Here is an 18,568-nt window from a genome sequence, read left to right as displayed (position 1 = left end):
CACGAATCGATCTGCTCAACCGTCAGCGACTTCTCACACAGTCACACCAACGAGCCCCAGCCCACACGGTCACACCACATGCGGTTGCAGTACTAGGGGTCGGTCGAACAGATCCCGTAGGGGATACGCGAGCCCCCTGCTGTGCCTACAACGCGGGGAGTTGGGGAGGTATTCCCGGGTTGAGGGAGGCAATCCCCTACCCCCTCCCCTCCACCACCATCACCTCCGTGCCCGCCGCCCGGACCCGGCGGATCTCGTCCGCCGGTAGGCCGTCGTCGACGATCAGGAGGTCGAAGTCGGTCAGCGGGGCGAGGGCGTACAGGCCGCCCTTGGCGAACTTGGTGTGGTCGGCGACCAGGATGCGGCGGCCCGCGCTCTCCATCATGGCGCGCTTGACCTGCACGGTCTCCGGTGAGGTGTGGTAGCAGCGGCCGTTGGTGACCGCCGTGGTCGACAGGAAGAGCACATCGGCGCGGAAGGCCCGTACCGCGTCGGCGGTGTACGGGCCCATGAACGCGTCGTAGGCGGGGAAGTAGGCGCCGCCCAGGGTGATCAGGGAGATCCCGGGCTCCTTGGCCAGGGTGGTGATGGCCGGCAGGGAGTTGGTGATCACGGTCAGCGGGGTGTGCTCGGCGACCTGGTGGGCCAGCAGCAGACAGGTCGTGCTGTCGTCGAGCAGCACCGTCTGGCCGGGCACCAGCAGCGTCGCGGCGGCCCGCGCCAGCTGCTGCTTGGTGTGCGCCATGGTCGCCATCCGCTCGGCGACGCTGCCGTGGAACTGCGCGGACGGCAGCCCGGTCGCCCCGCCGCGGACCTTGCGCAGCCAGCCCTGCGCCTGCAGCGCGTCCAGATCGCGGTGCGCGGTCATCAGGCTGATGCCGTACTCCTCGGCCAGGTCCGCGGTGCGCACGAAACCGCGGGCGATGACGGTCTCGCGCATCCGGCGGCGCCGCTCCTCCTGGGCCTCGACCCGGTCCATGGCTCCGCTCCCTCCGTGCCGGCGGCGTCCCCGCGGGCATCCGCCGGGTGAATTCGCCGCGTTATGTTCGCACGGATTTCACACTGCGCGCCCGCCCGGCACGGTGTCCACATGCGGTTCCGCAAGGACGCAACACGGCTGGTCGGAGCGGTGATGCGAAGATTCCGGCGGCCATTGACGGCACTTTCCGCACGGCGGTTCCATCGCTGCGTCCACCCCCCTTCGCCCTGCTGAGCCGCCGCAGCCGCCGCAGAAAGGGAGACTTCCGATGACGAACTCTCCGCCGCGTTCACTGATCACCCGCCTGGGCATTCCGCCGACCCTCGCCTGGGGCTATCTCGGACTGCTGCTCTTCATGATCGGAGACGGGGTCGAGTCCGGGTACCTCTCGCCGTACCTCCTGGACCAGCACCTCTCCGAGTCCCGGGTGGCCCTGCTGTTCACCGTCTACGGGATCGCGGCCGGCATCGCCGCCTGGCTCTCCGGAGTGCTCTCCGACCTGTGGGGGCCGCGCCGTGTGATGTGGGCCGGCCTGGGCATCTGGGGCGTCTTCCAACTCCTCTTCCTCACCGTCGCCATTCCGCTGGGCAGCTATCCGCTGATGATGCTCGGCTACGGCCTGCGCGGCCTGGGCTATCCGCTGTTCGCGTACGGCTTCCTGGTCTGGATCGCCGGGGTGGCGCCGCGGGCCCGGCTCGGCACCGCCATGGGCTGGTTCTGGTTCGCCTTCACCGGCGGGCTGCCCACCCTCGGCTCGCTCGTCGCCAGCGGCCTCATCCCGCACATCGGCGCCTACGCCACGCTGTGGGCCGCACTCGTGCTGGTCGCCGCGGGCGGACTGATCGCACTGCTGCTGGTCCGGGACGACCACGGCGGCAGACGGCCGCGCGGGGACGGCGACGGCCAGGGACCGGTGGCCACCCTCGTCGGCAGCGTCACGATCCTGTGGCGCAACCCCCGGGTCGGGGTCGGCTCGGTCGTCCGGGTCATCAACACCGCGTCCCAGTTCGGCTTCTTCGTGATCCTGCCGATCCACTTCACCCGGACCGTCGGCTTCACCCTCACCCAGTGGCTGCACCTGCTCAGCGCGATGTTCGCCACCAACATCTTCGCCAACCTGCTGTTCGGTGTGGTCGGGGACCGCTTCGGCTGGCGCCGCACCATCGCCTGGTTCGGCGGCGCCGGCTGCACGCTCAGCACCCTGCTGCTCTTCTACGTCCCGCACGCCGCCGGCGCGAACTTCTCGATGGCACTCCTGGTCGCCGCGTTCTACGGCGCTACGCTGGCGGGTTATGTACCGCTTTCGGCGCTGGTGCCCACTCTGGAGCCGCGGCACCAGGGCCAGGCACTGGCCGCCCTGAACCTCGGCGCGGGCGCCAGCACCTTCGTCGGCCCCGCGGTCGTCGCGCTCTTCGTCGGCCCGCTCGGCGTCGAAGGGGTGGTCTGGATCTTCGCGGGGATGTACGCGGTGAGCTGGGCACTGGCCCACTTCCTGAAGCTGCCGGACGAGCCGGGTACCGCGGACGCCGCACGGCGGGGCCCCGAGCCCGCCGCCGCCTCGGCCCCGGCATGAGAGGGACGCACTGATGTCCGTACTGACCATCGACGTCGGGACCACGGTGATCAAGTCCGTGGTCTTCGACGACCAGGGCACCGAGATCGCCGTCGCCCGCCGCGCCACCGAGGTCCTCCGCCCGCACCCGGGCTGGGCCGAACAGGACATGGACGGCGTCTGGAGCGCGGTCGTCGACACCGTCCGCACCGTGCTGGACGGCCTGGCCGACCCGGTGTGGCTGGTGTCCTTCACCGCGCAGGGCGACGGCGCCTGGCTCGTCGACGACCGCGGCCGCCCCACCGGACCCGCGATCCTGTGGTCCGACGGCCGCGCCGGGGACCACCTCACCGCCTGGCAGCACGACGGCGTCCTGGAGGCCGCGTTCCGCCGCAACGGCTCGCTGACCTGCGCGGGCATGCCCAACGCGATCTTCAGCTGGCTGGCCGCCCACGACCCGGACCGCCTCGCCCGCTCGGCCACCTCGCTCACCGCCGCCGGCTGGCTCTTCCTCCGCTTCACCGGAGTCCGCGCCAGCGACGAGTCCGACGCCTCCGCCCCCTTCCTCGACCACGCCACCGGCACCTACGACCCGCAGATCATCGACCTGTTCGGCCTCGGCGCGTACGAGCGGCTGCTGCCCACCGTCCTGGCCGAGGACCGGCGGATCGCCGAACTCACCACCACGGCCGCGGACGAACTCGGGCTGCCGGCCGGCCTCCCGGTCGTGATGGCGCCGTACGACATCGCCGCCACCGCCCGCGGGGTCGGCGTGGTCAACCCCGGCCAGGCCTGCAGCATCCTCGGCACGACCCTGTGCACCGAGATCGTCACCACCGGGATCGACACCACCGGAGAGCCGTCCGGCATCCACATCGCCTACCGCGGCCGGGAACGGGTGCTGCGCGCCTTCCCCACCCTCAACGGCGCCGAGGTCCTCGGCTGGGCGGCCCGGCTGCTGCACCTGCCGGGCCCGCCGGAACTGGCCCAGCTCGCCTTCGAGTCGCAGCCGGGGGCGCGCGGGCTGATGTTCCTGCCCTACCTGTCCCCGGCGGGCGAGCGCGCCCCGTTCCTCGACCCGGGCGCCCGCGGCTCGTTCTGGGGCCTGTCCCTGGAACACACCCCCGCCGACCTGGCCCGCGCGGTCTTCGACGGGCTCTCGCTGGTCCTGCGGGACTCGCTCGCCGCCGCCCGCACCGACGTCCGGGAACTGCGGCTGTGCGGCGGCGGCGCCAACAGCGACGCCTGGTGCGCCCTGATCGCCGACGCCACCGGCGTGCCCACCGCCCGCTCCGGCGACACCGAACTCGGCGCCAAGGGCGCCTTCCTCACCGGTCTGGTCCGCACCGGCGCCGAGACCAGCATGCACAGCGCCGCCGCCAAGTACGTACGGATGCAACGGAGTTGGGAGCCCGAGCCGGAGCGCGCGGAGTTCTACGCCGCGCTGTACGAGGACTTCCTGCGCTGGCGCGACCTGGCCCGCGGGGCCGGCTGGCGCGGCACCGCGGCCTGGCGCGGCAGCACCACCCGCCGCGCCGAGGCCCCCGGCCGCCCCACCGAGGCCCCCGCTCGCCCCGCCGGCACCCCCGACGCCGCCCCTGGAGGCACCCTTGTCTGACCCGCACCACCCCGGCCACGCCCCGGCCACCGGCCCCGACCCCGACGGCGTCTGGCTCGGCCTCGACCTCGGCACCCAGAGCGCCCGCTGCGCCGCCGTCGACGGTACCGGACGGGTCCTCGCCACCGCCGCCCGCCCGCTGACCAGCCGGCGCGACGGCAACCGGCACGAACAGGACCCCGAGGAGTGGTGGCAGGCGCTCGCCGCGGCCTGCCGGGAGGCACTGACCGGCCTCGACCCCCGCCGGATCCGCGGCCTGGCGATCGACGGCACCTCGGGCACCCTCCTGCTCGCCGACGCCCACGGCACCCCGCTCACCCCGGGGCTGATGTACGACGACGGCCGCGCCGCCGACCAGGCTGCCGCCGTCAACACCGTAGGCGCAGCGGTCTGGCAGGAACTCGGCTACCGCAGCATGCAGCCCTCCTGGGCACTGCCCAAACTCGTCGCCCTGCTGGAGCACGGCCCCGCACTGCCGCCCGGCGCCCGGCTGCTGCACCAGGTCGACCTGATCACCTGGCGGCTGGCCGGCCACCAGGTCGCCGGCGACGCCAGCCACGCCCTCAAGACCGGCTACCACCTCGTCGAGGAACGCTGGCCGGACGAGGTCATGCGGCAACTCGGCGTCCCCCTCGGGCTGTTGCCGGAAGTCGTCCGCCCCGGCACGGTGCTCGGCACGGTCTGTGCCCGGGCCGCCGCGGCCACCGGCATCCCCGAAGGCACCCCGCTCGTCGCCGGCATGACCGACGGCTGTGCCGCACAGATCGGCGCCGGGGCGCTGGCACCGGGCGCCTGGAACGCGGTGCTGGGCACCACCCTCGTCCTCAAGGGCACCAGTTCACACCTCGTCCGCGACCCGGCCGGCGTCGTCTACTGCCACCGCGGCCCCGACGACACCTGGCTGCCGGGCGGCGCCTCCAGCAGCGGCGCCGGCGTCCTCACCCGGCACTTCCCCGGCGAGGACCTCGACGCCCTCACCACCCAGGCCGCCGCCCTCGACCCGGCCGCCGCGGAAGCGGTCGCCTACCCCCTGGTCTCCACCGGCGGTGAACGCTTCCCCTTCCGCGCACCGGACGCCGAGCCCTTCCTCCTCGGCCACGCCGCCACCCGCGCCGAGGAGTTCCACGCCCACCTGCTCGGCGTGGCCTGCCTCGAACGGCTCTGCTTCGACTACCTCGACCACCTCGGCGCGCCGGTCGACGGGCCGCTCACCCTCACCGGCGGCGGCGCCCGCAACGCCTACTGGTGCCAACTGCGCGCCGACGTCCTGGGCCGTTCCGTACGGCTGCCGGAGCAGGCCGAGGGCGCTGTCGGGATGGCCGTCCTCGCCGCCACCGCCGACGGCACCCGCCTGGTGGACGCGGCCGCCGCGATGGTCCGGATCGACCGCGAGATCCGCCCGGACCCGGCCCGCACCGCCCGCCACCTCCCCGTCTACCTCCGCTTCGTCGACGAACTCACCCGCCGTGGCTGGCTCGGCCGGACCGTGGCCGACCACGCCCGCAGGAGGGCCGCACCGTGACCGACTTCATCCTCGTACGCCACGGCGAAACCGTCTGGCACGCGGAGAACCGCTACGCCGGCCGCACCGACGTGCCGCTCACCGCCCTCGGCCGCGAACAGGCCGCAACCCTCGCCACCTGGGCCACCACCGCCCACCTGACCGGTATCTGGAGCTCCCCGCTCTCCCGCGCCCGGCTGACCGCCGCTCCCGCCGCCGCGGCCTGCGGACTCACCCCGCACGTCGACGAACGGCTCTACGAGCTCGACTTCGGCCAGGGCGAGGGCCTGACCCGCGACGAGATGCGCACCCGCTTCCCCGAGCGGGTCGCCGCCTTCCTCGCCGACCCGGTCGCGCACCACCTGCCCGACGGCGAACACCCGCGGCACGCCGCCGAACGCGCCGCCGACTGCCTGGCCGACCTCGCCCGGGCCCACCCCGACGGCCGCATCCTGGTCGTCGCCCACTCCACCCTGCTGCGGATCCTCCTGTGCCACCTGCTGGGCATCCCGCTGGCCGACTACCGCCGGGTCTTCCCCCGGCTCCACAACGGCGCCCTCACCGAGATCCGCCACGGCCACGGCCGCACCGCGCTGCTGAGCCTCAACGCCCCGGCGCTCGCCCAGACCCCCGCCCTCCACTGACCACCTGCCGTACGCCCACCACCCGTACGCACCCGCCCCAGGAGAAGAAGACCCCATGAGCACCACCGTCCTCGCCGCCGGCAACCACTTCATCCGCCCGGGCCTGTTCGCCGAGGCCGTGCGCGCGGCCGCCGGGGACACCCCGCTGGACATCCGCGAGCTGCGCTACGACTGGCCGCACACCCCCTTCGGCCCGGTCGGAGAGGTCATCGAGGCCTCCGGCACCGAGGACGAGATGATCGAGGCACTGCGCGGCGTCGAGATCTGCGTCACCGAGCACGGCCCGCTCACCGAGCGGATCCTCGCCCACTGCCCCGACCTCAAGCTGTTCTGCACCAGCCGCGGCGGCCCGGTCAACGTCAACCTCGCGGCCGCCACCCGGCACGGCGTCCCGGTCTGCCACGCCCCCGGCCGCAACGCCACCGCCACCGCCGAGCACACCCTCACCCTGATGCTGGCCGCCGCCCGCGGCGTCGGCGACACCCACACCGACCTGCGCCGCGGCGTCTGGCGCGGCGACTACTACGACTACGACCGCTGCGGCATCGAGATCGACGGCGCCACCGTCGGCCTGGTCGGCTACGGCGCCATCGGCAGCCGGGTCGCCAAGGTCCTCGTCGCGTTGGGCGCCCACGTCCTGGTCCACGACCCGTACGTCCGTCCCGAGGCGCTGGCCGGCATCGCCGAGCAGGTCACCCTCGACGAACTGCTCGGCCGCTCCCGCATCGTCTCCCTGCACGCCCGGGTCACCGACGAGACCCGCGGCATGATCGGACGCAAGCAGATCGCCGCGATGCGCCGCGGCGCGATCCTGGTCAACTGCGCCCGCGGCGCGCTCCTCGACTACGACGCGGTGTGCGACGCCCTGGAGGCCGGGCAGCTGGCCGGCGCGGCCTTCGACGTCTTCCCCGAGGAGCCGCTGCCGGCCGGCTCCCGGCTGCTGACCGCCCCCGGCGTGGTGCTCACCCCGCACATCGCGGGCGGCAGCCAGGAGGTCGCGCACAAGGCGGCCCGGATCGTCGCCGAGGAGGTCGGCCGCCACCTGCGCGGCGAACCGCTGGTGCACTGCGCCAACCCCGAGGTGTTCCAGGGCAGTTGAGGCCCCCATGGCATGCGAGAAGGCCACCACCTCAAGGGTGGTGGCCTTCTCGCGTCCTTCCCCGCCGGGTCCGGCTCAGCGCCGCCGGACCAGCGGGAACGGCAGCGTCTCGCGGATCGACAGACCGGTCAGGAACATCACCAGCCGGTCCACACCGATGCCCAGACCACCGGTCGGCGGCATCGCGTACTCCAGGGCCTGCAGGAAGTCCTCGTCCAGCTCCATCGCCTCCGGGTCACCGCCGGCCGCCAGCAGCGACTGCGCGGTCAGCCGCCGCCGCTGCTCGACCGGGTCGGTCAGCTCCGAGTAGGCGGTGCCCAGTTCGGTGCCGAACGCGACCAGGTCCCAGCGCTCGGCGAGCCGCGGGTCCTTGCGGTGCTGCCGGGTCAGCGGCGAGACATCGGTGGGGAAGTCCTTGTAGAACGTGGGGAGCTGGGTCTTCTCCTCCACCAGGCGCTCGTACATCTCCAGCACGATGTCGCCGCGGCCCATCTCCGGCTTCACCGGCACCGCCGCGGCACCGCACAGCCGGCGCAGCCGGTCCACCTCGGTGTCCGCGTCGACCTCCTCGCCGAGCGCCTCGGAGATCGCGCCGTAGACGGTCTTGACCGGCCAGATCCCCGAGATGTCGTGCTCCACCAGCCGCCCGTTCGCGTCCGCCTTGCGCGCGGTGGCGCTGCCGAACGCGGCGACCGCGGCACCCTGGATCAGCTCCCGGGTCAGGTCGAGCATCACGTCGTAGTCGGCGAACGCCTGGTACGCCTCCAGCATCGTGAACTCGGGGTTGTGCTTGTACGAGATGCCCTCGTTGCGGAACGTCCGCCCCATCTCGAAGACCTTCTCCATACCGCCCACACACAGCCGCTTGAGGTACAGCTCCGGCGCGATGCGCAGATACAGGTCGAGGTCGTAGGCGTTGATGTGGGTGTGGAACGGGCGGGCGTTGGCGCCGCCGTGGATCTGCTGGAGCATCGGCGTCTCGACCTCCAGGTAACCCCGGTCGATCAGCCCCTGGCGCAGCGCCTGCACAGCCGTGCTGCGGGCCCGTACGGTCTCCCGGGCGTCCGGCGAGACGACCAGGTCCACATAGCGCTGGCGGACCTTGGCCTCCGGGTCGGACAGCCCTCGCCGCTTGTCCGGCAGTGGCCGCAGGCACTTGGCGGTCAGCCGCCACTGCGTGACGAACACCGTCAGCTCACCGCGGTCGCTGGCGCCGATCTCGCCCTCGGCCTCGACGTGGTCGCCCAGGTCGATGTCCGACCCGAACCGGTCCAGCAGCTCCTTGCCGGTGCCGTCCCGGGTCAGCGCGATCTGCAGATCGCCGGACCAGTCACGCAGCTCGGCGAAGAGCACCCCGCCGTGGTCGCGGGTGCGCAGCACCCGGCCGGCGATGCTGACGGACTTGCCGGTCCGGACCCCGGCCGCGAGTTCCGGGTGCTCGGCGCGGACCTCGCCCAGGGTGTGCGTGCGCACCACGCCCACCGGGTACGGGTCGGTGCCGTCCGCCCGCAGCCGCTCCAGCTTGCGGTGCCGGACCCGTACCTGCTCGGGCAGCGCGGCCAGTTCCCGCTCGTGCAGCTCCTCCTCGGTGGCCGGCGGCGCCTGCACCAGCCCGAGCTCGTCCAGCGACGGCAGACCGGCCGTGCTCGCCGGGGCCAGCATCCGCTTCTTGTGGCCCTTGCCCCACAGCTTGCCCAGGCTCGGTACGGCCACGAAGCCCTCGGCGATACCGGAGGCCAGGCCGATCCGGGCCAGTGCGCCGGCGTCCGCGTAGCACAGGAACCGCGGGTACCACTCGGGGTTGTACTTGGCGTTGGAGCGGTACAGCGCCTCCAGCTGCCACCACTTGGAGAAGAACAGCAGCAGCCGGCGCCAGAACTTCAGCACCGGGCCGGCACCGATCCGCGCGCCCTCCTCGAAGGCGGAGCGGAACACCGCGAAGTTCAGCGAGATCCGGCGCACCCCGAGCGACCCGGCCTGGGCGCACAGCCGGGCCACCATGAATTCCATGACGCCGTTGGGCGCGGTGCGGTCGCGGCGCATCACGTCCAGCGAGATGCCGTCCGGGCCCCAGGGGACGAAGGACAGCAGCGCGATCATGTTGCCGTCGCCGTCGAACGCCTCGGCCAGCAGGCAGTCCCCGTCCTCCGGGTCGCCGAGCCGGTCCAGCGCCATCGAGAAGCCGCGCTCGGTCTCGGTGTCCCGCCAGGCGTCCGCCCGGTGGATGACCTCCTGCATCTCCTCGTCGGTCAGCGCGGAGTGCCGGCGCACCCGGAAGCTCGCGCCCGTCCGCTCGACGCGGTTGACGGCCTGGCGGGTCACCCGCATCTCCCGGCCGTCCAGGTCGAAGTCCTTCACGTGCAGGATCGCCTCGTCGCCGAGCTGGAGCGCGCCCAGCCCGCTGCGGGCGAACGCCTTGGCGCCGCTCTCGCTCGCGCCCATCACGGCCGGCTGCCAGCCGTACCGTCCGGCGACCTCCAGCCAGGCCTCGATCGCCTGCGTCCACGCCTCCCGGTCACCGACCGGGTCACCGCTGGCCAGGCAGACGCCGGCCTCGACGCGGTAGGTGACGGCGGCCTTGCCGCTGGGGGAGAAGACCACGGCCTTGTCGCGGCGGGTGGCGAAGTAGCCGAGCGAGTCCTGGCTGCCGTAACGCTCCAGCAGCGCCCGGATCCGGGCCTCCTCGTCACCGTGCAGCGCGGCCTCCATGCGCTGCGAACGGAACAGCGTCAGGGCCGCGTTCAGCAGCGCCAGCGCACCCAGCAGGCCGAGGACGGTGCTGGTCCAGTGCGGCGGATGGCCCTCGACCAGCCGGCCGCCGACCAGCCCGCCGCAGACCCGGTTCGCCGCCCACAGCAGGCGGTTGCCGCCGCCGGCCTCCAGGGTGCCGGGCGCCAGCGTCACCAGACCCCAGCCGGTCAGCACCGCCACCACGAGCCCGCCGATCAGCACCCCGATGGCGCGCAGGAACGCACCGCGCCGGGTGATCGCGTAGAACTCGCGGTGCGAGACCAGCAGCAGCACCAGCGCGCCGGCGCACAGCACCAGCGAGAAGGCGAACTCCCAGTAGCCCGCGGCCAGGAACAGGGCGTCGGCCAGGGTGACCAGCACCATGTAGGCGACGACGAACCACAGTGCCACGCGTTTGCGCGCGGTCATCGCCGCGGCCAGGAGGAAGAGGAACACCGCGTAGGCGAAGTTGGGCTGCACCGGGATGGTGAGCGTGTCCAGCCAGTAGATCACCGGATGGAGTCCGCGCCGGAGGGGCCCGATCAGCGCAGTCAGGGCGCAGAAGAGCCCCAGCACGCTGAAGATGATGGCGAAGCCGTTCGGGACGCGACGCCGGAAGCGCCGCCACCCCGTGAGTTGATCCTGGTCCTGCACGGTGCTCATTCCGTCACACTAGGCTCTGAAAGGGGTCAGCTGCTCGACGCGAGGGTGCGGTTCTCCGCCCACCGGGCACGGGCTCGGCATTCCAGTCTCCGATCCCGATGGTCGTATCGTCTTTCCCTCGTACGGAGGATGCGGTGACTGTACTGGGTTCACCCACCCGGACCTTGCCACACTCCCGCTCCGGAGCCGAGTCGGTGCATGTCCGGCCCATCGTGAAGCTCAGGTGAGGGTCCTTCGCGAGGTGACGGCCGCCGCCGGAGCCCACCCCGTCCGACCACCGGTGCGTCGAGCCGGGCCGCCGTCGCCGTGGTCAGCGACTCCTTGGCCGCGCCCCGGCCGCCCCGGCCGTCCCTCGTCCGGGCAAGGACGGAGTACCGGGTGTCCGGCGCGGCCGGCGCGCGGGCGGTCCATACGGTTCCGCCGCCGCCGAGACCGCCGGGCAGCCGCCGCCCCCGGGGATCGGAGACCGTCACCTCGGTCAGCACCCCGCCCTCCGCGGTCACCCGCAGCCGGTCGCCGGCCTGGACGGTCCGGGTCCCGTTCGCCGCGCCCAGCGTCACCCGCACCGGAGCGCCCTGGGTGCCCGGTGCCGCGCCGCCGCACGCGGTGAGCGTGCCCGCGCCGACCACCCCGGCCAGGGCGAGCGCGGTGCGCCAGGGCCTGCGGCGGGGGGAGGGGCGAAGGGGCATGGGTGGTCCGTCTGAAGGTGAGGGAGGGCGGAGATGCCGGCCGCTAAGACGGGCGATGCCGCGACTCCGTTGCGGGGAGTGATGTGATCCACGTCACGGTGGCCGGGTGTCCGTCCTCTCCGGTGACCCGCAGTGAACACCCGGATGGAGCATCGGGCCGCGAACCGGACATACCCCGAAATACGCCAAACTGGCCACCCCTTGCCGTCCGTTCGGGCGGCGGTTGAGGAGGTGTGCGTCCCATGGCTATTTCCATCTCGGTCGTGCTGCTGCTGCTGACCCTGACCGTGATCTTCCTGCGCAGCGGGAAGCTCAAGTTCTCGCACGCCCTCGTGTGCGCCCTGCTCGGCTTCTACCTCGCGAACAGCAGCCTGGCCCCGGACATCCACCAGGGACTGGCCGGCGCCGCCGACGTGGTGAGCAGCGTGCGGCCGTGACCCTGGCGGCCTACCGGAACCTCGCGGTCGCCACCCTCGGCTTCACGATCACCTTCTGGGCGTGGAACCTCATCTCCCCGCTCGGCAACGCCTTCAAGAGCAGCCTCGACCTGACCCACGTCCAGGTGTCGGCCCTGGTGGCGGTGCCGGTGCTGGTCGGCTCCCTGGGCGGGGTTCCGGTCGGCGCGCTCACCGACCGCTATGGCGCCCGGGTGATGTTCCCGCTGGTCTCGACGCTGACCATCGTGCCCGTGCTGCTGCTGATCCCCGCCAAGCACTCCTACGCCGCCCTGCTCGGCACCGGCTTCCTGCTCGGCCTGGGCGGCACCACCGTCGCCATCGGCATCCCGCTCGTCAACGCCTGGTTCCCGCCCCGCAAACGGGGGCTGGCCCTGGGGATCTTCGGGATGGGCATGGGCGGCATCGCCCTTTCCGGCTATCTGACCCCCCGCATCCACCGCTACGACGAGAACCTGCCCTACCTCGTCGTCGCCGTGGGCCTCGCCCTCTTCGCCGTCGTCGGCGCCCTGATGATCAACGACCATCCGGGCCGGCCGGTGCCCGAGACCTCGCTCGCCACCCGGCTGGGCCGGGCCGGCCGGCTGCGCGTCACCTGGGAGCTGGCCGCGCTGTACGCGATCGGCTTCGGCGGCATCGTCGCGTTCGGCGTCTACCTCCCGACGTACCTGCAGACCTGGTACCACCTCGACGCCGCCGACGCGGGCACCAAGGCGGCCGGCTTCGCACTGGTCACGGTGGCCTTCCGGCCGGTCGGCGGCTGGTGCGCGGACCGGGTCCACCCGGCCGTCGTCACCGCCTGGGCGCTCGGCACGGTCGCCGTGCTCGCCGTCGTCCAGGCCTTCGACCCGCCGCTGGACCCGGTCGGCACCGTCGACTTCCTCGTCATGGCGGCCGGCCTCGGCGCGGCCGGCGGCTCGGTCTTCGCACTGGTCTCCCGGGTGACGCCCCAGGCCAGGGTCGGCACCGTCACCGGCATCGTCGGCGCCGCCGGCGGCCTCGGCGGCTTCGTCCCGCCGCTGGTCATGGGCGCCGTCTACAGCGCCAAGGGCAGCTACTCGACCGCTTTCATGCTGCTCTCCGACCTGGCGCTGGCCGGCTGTGTGTACGCCGTCGGCCGCATGCGCACCGCGGGGGCGGGGCGCGCCGGGACGACGTGACCGCCGGGCGGGTGTGACCGGCGGCGGGTGCGACGGGTCGCGGGCCGGGCGGGGCGGCCCGCCGCTCACCCGAAGGAGAAGATCCCCACGCCGTTCGCCACCGGGCGCTCCGCCCCGCCCGACGGATGGTTGCGCACCACGACCCCGTCGCCGGTGCCGTCGTCGGTCACCAGCGTCGAGGACCCACCGCCGTCCAGGTTCATCGCCTCCTTTGACCCCAACTCGGCCATGAGAGAGGCCAGTTCGCTCACCGTCAGGCCGGTCTGGCCGCGTGCGCCGTCCAGCGCCAGCAGATACAGCACCCGCCCGCCCGGTGCGATCCCCGCGGCGGTCCGCACCGCCACCGCGACGGTGTCCAGCCCGGCCACCGGCCGCCCGTCCCGGACGATCGGGAAACCACCCACCGCGAACCGCAGCGGCACCGGCCCCTCGCCGGCCAGCCGGTAGCCCACCCGCAGCGGCTCGCCGAGGTGCAGCTTGCGCAGCTGCCGCGCGCCCTCCTCCCGGCCCACCAGCACCACGCTCCCCGCGGCCACCCCGCCGGCGCCCGGAGTGTCCTCGATCGCCGTCACCCGGCCGTACCGGACCGTCACCTCCGCGGTGTCCGTGCTGCACGGTGCCGCCCGCTCGGTGTCCTTCCCGCAGACGGCCCGCTCCCGGGACGCCGGGCCCCACTGCGGGGTGTACGCGCCGATGCCGTCCACGGGCAGCGCGTACTGGTTGAGCCCGCGCAGCGGCACACCGCCCTCGGGGGTCAGTGCCGCGCCGTGCAGGGTGAGCCGGTCCAGCCGCGCCCGGCGGTCGTAACCCACGCCGAGGACGTCCTCGGTACTGGCGCCCGGCGGCAGTACGGGGCCGAAGCGCTGCCCGTCGGGGACCGCCGCCTTCAGCTGCCGGCCGGAGACCACGGCCGGGCCGTCCGGGGCGCCGGTGACCTCCACGCCCGGATGCTGGGTCTCGGTGATGTGGAAGAAGTCCCCGTTGACGGCCGCCACCGCACCCCGCGCCGCCGCCAGCCGGGACACCGGCGCCCGGGCCCCGACCACGCCCGGATACAGCAGGTCCACCGACACCCGCGGATCGCCCAGATCGACCGTCAGCAGATGCCCGTGCACCACCCCGCGCGGCACCGTCATCCGGAATTCGCCGTACGCCACACCGGGGGCGATCGGCAGGGCACGGGAGCGGCGCAGGGTGGCGCCCGCCGCGGTGGCCGGGTCCCCGCCCGCCATCCCGCCGCCGGCCAGCACGCCCCACACCACCAGCACCGTCAGTACCGCGCGAACCCGACCGAATCGCTGCTTCACGATTGCCCCTGACGTCACGTCAACTGCACCGGGTACCGGAGACGTTCACCGCGCCACGTGCACACGGCACGCCCCACTATGGACCGCTCACTATGACCTGGAAATGTCATGAATCCGTACACCCGCGGAACGCCCGTCGTGTCGCTGGGTGCCGCCCTGGTGACGCCTCTGACCGCCCCGGCCGCCGCCCGTGACGCCAGCGGGGGCCACCTCACCGGCCTGGAGCGCTTCCCGCGGACCGCGTGGCGCGCGTCGGGTCATCTTCTGTGCCTCCAGGAGGCCTCGGTGACCAGCTGCAGATAGCGCGCCCAGTCCCAGTACTCGCCCGGGTCGGTGTGGTCGGAGCCGGGGACCTCGACGTGGCCGATGATGTGCTCACGGTCCTTGGGGATCCCGTAGCGGTCGCAGACGGCGGCGGTGAGCCGGGCGGAGTGCTCGTAGAGGGTGTCGGTGAACCACGTCGGGTCGTCGATCCAGCCCTCGTGCTCGATGCCGATGCTGCGGGTGTTGTAGTCCCAATTACCGGCGTGCCAGGCGACGTTGCGCTCGCTGACGCACCGGGCGAGGTGGCCGTCGGAGGAGCGGACGACGTAGTGGGCGGCGGCCTTGTGCGCGGGGTTCTGGAAGAGCCGGAGGGTGTCCTCGTAGGTCTCCTGCGTCACGTGGATCACGACCATCTCGATCGGGTACTGGTCGGGGCGGTGCGCGGTGGTGAAGTTGGACGTGCTGGCCGGGATCCATTCGACCGGGGGGTAGCCGTTGCCGCCGTGCGGTGTCCGGCCGTGTGGTGTCCGGCGGTGCGGGTCGGCCAGGGCGGCGGGCGCGGTGACCGGGGCGAGTGCGGCGGCCGCGGCGAGTGCGGCCGCGCCGGTGAGCAGATGCCGGCGGGCGGGGCGGGGGTGGCGGGGCTCCATGTGAACTCCTGACAAGGACCGAGGGTGGTCGCGTACATGTCACGCACATGCGATGCGTTCATCATGCGCAACCGGACAGGTCCTGCCAAGGGCATGGCCGAGCCGCCAATGGCTCGACCAAAGGCGGCAACGACGCAGGTCACGAGCCGGGACGCACCTGATCGGCCGTCACCCGGGTGCCGCGCCCGGGCCCCTGAAGGGACGGACCCGGACGCGGCGCGGACGGCGGTGCGCCGCCGGTCAGTGGCCGATCTCGACGTCCTCCAGGACGCCCAGCGCGTCCGGCACCAGCACGGCCGCCGAGAAGTACGCGCTGACCAGGTAGTTGATGACCGCCTGGTCGTTGATGCCCATGAAGCGGACGGACAGGCCGGGCCGGTACTCGTCCGGGATGCCGGTCTGGTGCAGCCCGACCACGCCCTGGTTCTCCTCGCCGACGCGCAGGGCCAGGATCGAGCTGGTCTGGTCCGGGGTGATCGGGATCTTGTTGCAGGGCAGCAGGGGGATGCCCCGCCAGGCCCGCACCTCGCCGCCCTCGAACGGGACGGTGCAGGGGTAGATCCCCCGGGCGTTCCACTCCCGCCCGATGGCGGCGATGGTGCGCGGATGGGCCAGCAGGAACTGCGTCTTGCGGCGCCGCGAGATCAGCTCGTCGAGGTCGTCGGGGGTGGGCGGTCCGGTGCGGGTGTGGAGGCGCTGCTTGAGGTCGGCGTTGTGCAGCAGCCCGAACTCGCGGTTGTTGATCATCTCGTGTTCCTGGCGCTCGCGCAGCGCCTCCACGGTCAGCCGCAGCTGCTGGTCCAGCTGGTTCATCGGCCCGTTGTAGAGGTCGGCGACCCGGGAGTGCACCTTCAACACCGTTTGCGCCACGCTGAGTTCGTACTCCCGCGGCGTCAGTTCGTAGTCCGCGAAGGTGCCCGGCAGCACCGGCTCGCCGACATGGCCGGCGGCCAGCTCGATGGCCGCCTCACCGTGCTTGTTCTGTGCGGGCGCCAGCGCGGTACGGAACGCCTCGATGTGCGCCCGCAGGGAATCGGAATCGCCCAGCACCGCCTCGAAGTCGCTGCGGTAGAGGGTCAGTGCGGTCACCCGGGTCACCGCCCGCACGGAGTGCTCCCACTCCGCCTCCCCGGACAGCAGCGCCGCCGCGCCGATGGCATCGCCGTCGGCCAGCGTGCCCAGGGACGTCTCTTCGCCGTACTTGCCGGCGCCGAGCCGGTCCAGCTTGCCGTGCGCGATCAGGATGACCCGGTCGGTCGGGCCACCCCTGCGGACCAGCACATCGCCGGGGGCGAACTCCCGCTGGACGAAGCGGCCGGCCAGCGTCTCCAGGGTCGGGGCGTGGTCATAGCCGCGCAGCGGCGCCAGTTCGCGCAGCTCGGCCGGGATCACCCGGACGTCGGTGCCGGTCGAGACGAACTCGATCCGCCCGTCGCCGAGGGTGTGCGTCAGCCGGCGGTTGACGCGGTAGGTGCCGCCGGAGACCTGCGTCCACGGCAGGATGCGCAGCAGCCAGCGGGAGGAGATCCCCTGCATCTGCGGCACGGTCTTGGTCGTGGTCGCCAGATTGCGGGCCGCGGCGGTGCCCAGGCTGGACGGATTCTGCTCGACCTCGGAGGGCTGCGGGCCGGACGTCGGGTCCACCGATGTGGTCATGGAAGAAGCTCACCTGTTCTGTCGGTGCTGCGCTGTGCCGGTGCTACCGGGGGCGTGCGGATGCCCGCGGAGGCGCGTGCTGTCGTGCTTGTCCTGCGGCGGCCGCTCAGTGGCCGATCTGCACGTCGTCCAGCACGCCCAGCGCATCGGGCACGAGAATGGCCGCGGAATAGTAGGCGCTGACCAGATACTTGAGGACCGCCCGGTCGTCGATGCCCATATAACGCACCGACAGCCCCGGCTCGTATTCATCGGGAATTCCGGTCTGCTGCAGACCGACCACGCCCTGCTTTTCCTCGCCGGTGCGCAGCAGCAGAATCGAGCTGGTGCGGTCCTTGGTGACCGGAATCTTGTTGCACGGGAAGATCGGCACCCCGCGCCAGGACGGCAGCGAATGCCCCATGAAATCCACCGCGGTCGGATACAGCCCGCGGGCACTGCACTCCCGGCCGAAGGCGGCGATGGCCTGCGGATGGGCGAGCAGGAAGCCCGGGTCCTTCCAGACCGTCGCGAGCAGGTCGTCGAGGTCGTCGGGGGTGGGCGGTCCGGTGCGGGTGTGGATGCGCTGCTTGAGGTCGGCGTTGTGCAGCAGCCCGAACTCGCGGTTGTTGATCATCTCGTGTTCCTGGCGCTCGCGCAGCGCCTGGATCGTGAGCTTCAGCTGCTCCTCGACCTGGTTCATCGGGTCGCTGTAGAGGTCGCCGACCCGGCTGTGCGCGCGCAGCACCGTCTGGGCCACGCTGAGTTCGTACTCCCGCGGCGCCGCGTCGTAGTCGACGAAGGTGCCGGGCAGGGCCGGCTCGCCCTGGTGCCCGGACGCCACGGCGACCGCCGATTCGCCGCTGTCGTTCGCCGGCCGGGAGGCGGACCGGTCGGCCGTCGCCAGATGCTCGCGCAGCCCGGGGGAGCGGTCGATCACTTCCTGGCCCGCCTGGCGCGGCAGTGCCATGACCGTCACCCGGGTCACCGCCCGGTAGCTGAACTCCCAGGTCGCTTCCTCGGCTTCGAGCGGACCGGTGCCGAAATGGTCACCCCCCGCCAGCGCTTCCAGCACCGTCGCGTCGCCGTATTTGCCGGTGCCGATGCGGTCCACCCGGCCGTGCGCGATCAGGACCAGCCGGTCGTCCGGCGTGCCGGCCTCGGCGATCAGCTCGCCGGGCGCGTACTCGGTCTGCGTGAACCGCTCGCCGAGCGCCGCCAGCACCTCGTGGTCGGTGAAGTCCCGCAGGGCGGGGAGTTCGCGCAGTTCCTCCGGGATGACCGAGACGTCGCCGCCGTTGATGTCGAAGTCGATGCGCCCGTCGCCGACGGTGTAGGTCAGCCGGCGGTTCACCCGGTAGGTGCCGCCCGACACCTGCACCCAGGGCAACAACCGCAGCAGCCAGCGGGAAGTGATGCCCTGCATCTGCGGCGCGGTTTTGGTGGTGGTCGCCAAATTCCGTGCGGCGGTGGTACTCAGACTGGAATTCTGGGATTCTTCCGCACTGCCGGGATACGATTCGTCGGCAATCGTCACAATGCCACCTGTCTCATGGGAGGGTGCGATGCGGGACTGCCCAGGAAGCGATGCGCAGCGGTTTCTCGGCAGCCCGCCGAACCGA

The 18,568-nt window shown here is 72.6% G+C and carries 14 protein-coding genes; 7 read left to right on the top strand and 7 right to left on the bottom strand.

All coding sequences use genetic code 11. The features are described 5' to 3' along the window. Positions 1-196: 196 nt before the first annotated feature. Positions 197-979 (bottom strand): DeoR/GlpR family DNA-binding transcription regulator, encoded by a 783-nt coding sequence (locus IG62_RS0130270; RefSeq protein ID WP_030810360.1) that lies wholly within the window; start codon positions 977-979, stop codon positions 197-199. 268 nt (positions 980-1,247) lie between these two features. Here IG62_RS0130270 and IG62_RS0130265 point away from each other — a divergent pair, with 268 nt between their 5' ends. From IG62_RS0130265 to IG62_RS0130245, 5 genes are read left to right on the top strand one after another with little or no spacing between them, the layout of a single operon-like run. After that, positions 1,248-2,552 (top strand): MFS transporter, encoded by a 1,305-nt coding sequence (locus tag IG62_RS0130265; protein WP_030810357.1) that lies wholly within the window; start codon positions 1,248-1,250, stop codon positions 2,550-2,552. A gap of 13 nt (positions 2,553-2,565) precedes the next feature. Continuing rightward, a complete protein-coding gene (locus tag IG62_RS0130260; protein ID WP_030810354.1) occupies positions 2,566-4,149 on the top strand; it encodes an FGGY-family carbohydrate kinase in 1,584 nt (527 codons plus the stop codon). Further along, positions 4,142-5,671 (top strand): FGGY-family carbohydrate kinase, encoded by a 1,530-nt coding sequence (locus IG62_RS0130255; protein WP_030810351.1) that lies wholly within the window; start codon positions 4,142-4,144, stop codon positions 5,669-5,671. The genes IG62_RS0130260 and IG62_RS0130255 overlap by 8 nt, the downstream gene beginning before the upstream one ends. Next, on the top strand, positions 5,668-6,294 hold the full coding sequence (locus tag IG62_RS0130250) for a histidine phosphatase family protein (RefSeq protein WP_030810348.1): 627 nt from the start codon (positions 5,668-5,670) through the stop codon (positions 6,292-6,294). Before IG62_RS0130255 ends, IG62_RS0130250 begins: the two co-directional genes overlap by 4 nt. Positions 6,295-6,349: 55 nt before the next feature. Beyond that, positions 6,350-7,393, top strand: coding sequence for a 2-hydroxyacid dehydrogenase (locus IG62_RS0130245; protein ID WP_030810345.1), 1,044 nt, complete (start codon positions 6,350-6,352; stop codon positions 7,391-7,393). Positions 7,394-7,468: 75 nt separating this feature from the next. Here IG62_RS0130245 and lysX read toward each other — a convergent pair whose 3' ends face one another. Together lysX and IG62_RS0130235 are read right to left on the bottom strand one after the other, a co-directional pair. After that, positions 7,469-10,786 (bottom strand): bifunctional lysylphosphatidylglycerol synthetase/lysine--tRNA ligase LysX, encoded by a 3,318-nt coding sequence (lysX, locus tag IG62_RS0130240; protein ID WP_030810342.1) that lies wholly within the window; start codon positions 10,784-10,786, stop codon positions 7,469-7,471. 149 nt (positions 10,787-10,935) lie between these two features. Beyond that, positions 10,936-11,475, bottom strand: a complete 540-nt coding sequence (locus IG62_RS0130235; protein WP_051798789.1) for an Ig-like domain-containing protein — start codon at positions 11,473-11,475, stop codon at positions 10,936-10,938. Positions 11,476-11,717: 242 nt separating this feature from the next. Here IG62_RS0130235 and IG62_RS49175 point away from each other — a divergent pair, with 242 nt between their 5' ends. Beyond that, the gene (locus IG62_RS49175; protein ID WP_030412106.1) at positions 11,718-11,912 is read left to right on the top strand and encodes a hypothetical protein; all 195 of its coding nucleotides are present in this window, start codon (positions 11,718-11,720) and stop codon (positions 11,910-11,912) included. Then, a complete protein-coding gene (locus IG62_RS0130225; RefSeq protein ID WP_030810336.1) occupies positions 11,909-13,090 on the top strand; it encodes an MFS transporter in 1,182 nt (393 codons plus the stop codon). The genes IG62_RS49175 and IG62_RS0130225 overlap by 4 nt, the downstream gene beginning before the upstream one ends. Positions 13,091-13,155: 65 nt before the next feature. Here the strand turns inward: IG62_RS0130225 and IG62_RS0130220 are convergent, their stop codons facing one another. The 4 genes from IG62_RS0130220 to IG62_RS0130205 all read right to left on the bottom strand — a co-directional run bounded on the left by IG62_RS0130220 (position 13,156) and on the right by IG62_RS0130205 (position 18,486). Then, entirely contained in the window at positions 13,156-14,397 is a 1,242-nt protein-coding gene (locus IG62_RS0130220; RefSeq protein ID WP_030810333.1) for a phosphodiester glycosidase family protein, read from the bottom strand. A 257-nt stretch (positions 14,398-14,654) separates the two neighbouring features. Beyond that, entirely contained in the window at positions 14,655-15,311 is a 657-nt protein-coding gene (locus IG62_RS0130215) for an N-acetylmuramoyl-L-alanine amidase (RefSeq protein ID WP_030810330.1), read from the bottom strand. Positions 15,312-15,551: 240 nt separating this feature from the next. Next, a complete protein-coding gene (locus IG62_RS0130210) occupies positions 15,552-16,967 on the bottom strand; it encodes a family 2B encapsulin nanocompartment shell protein (protein ID WP_030810327.1) in 1,416 nt (471 codons plus the stop codon). Between the two features lie 106 nt (positions 16,968-17,073). Further along, complete coding sequence (locus tag IG62_RS0130205) at positions 17,074-18,486, bottom strand: family 2B encapsulin nanocompartment shell protein (protein WP_030810324.1); 1,413 nt, start codon at positions 18,484-18,486, stop codon at positions 17,074-17,076. Positions 18,487-18,568 lie beyond the last annotated feature (82 nt).

Origin of the sequence: Streptomyces sp. NRRL S-337 (genome assembly GCF_000720175.1) — a bacterium.
In the GTDB taxonomy this organism is placed as follows: domain Bacteria; phylum Actinomycetota; class Actinomycetes; order Streptomycetales; family Streptomycetaceae; genus Streptomyces; species Streptomyces siderophoricus.
The sequence above is the reverse complement of the archived record's forward strand: the minus strand, read 5'-3'. Positions and strand labels throughout refer to the sequence as shown.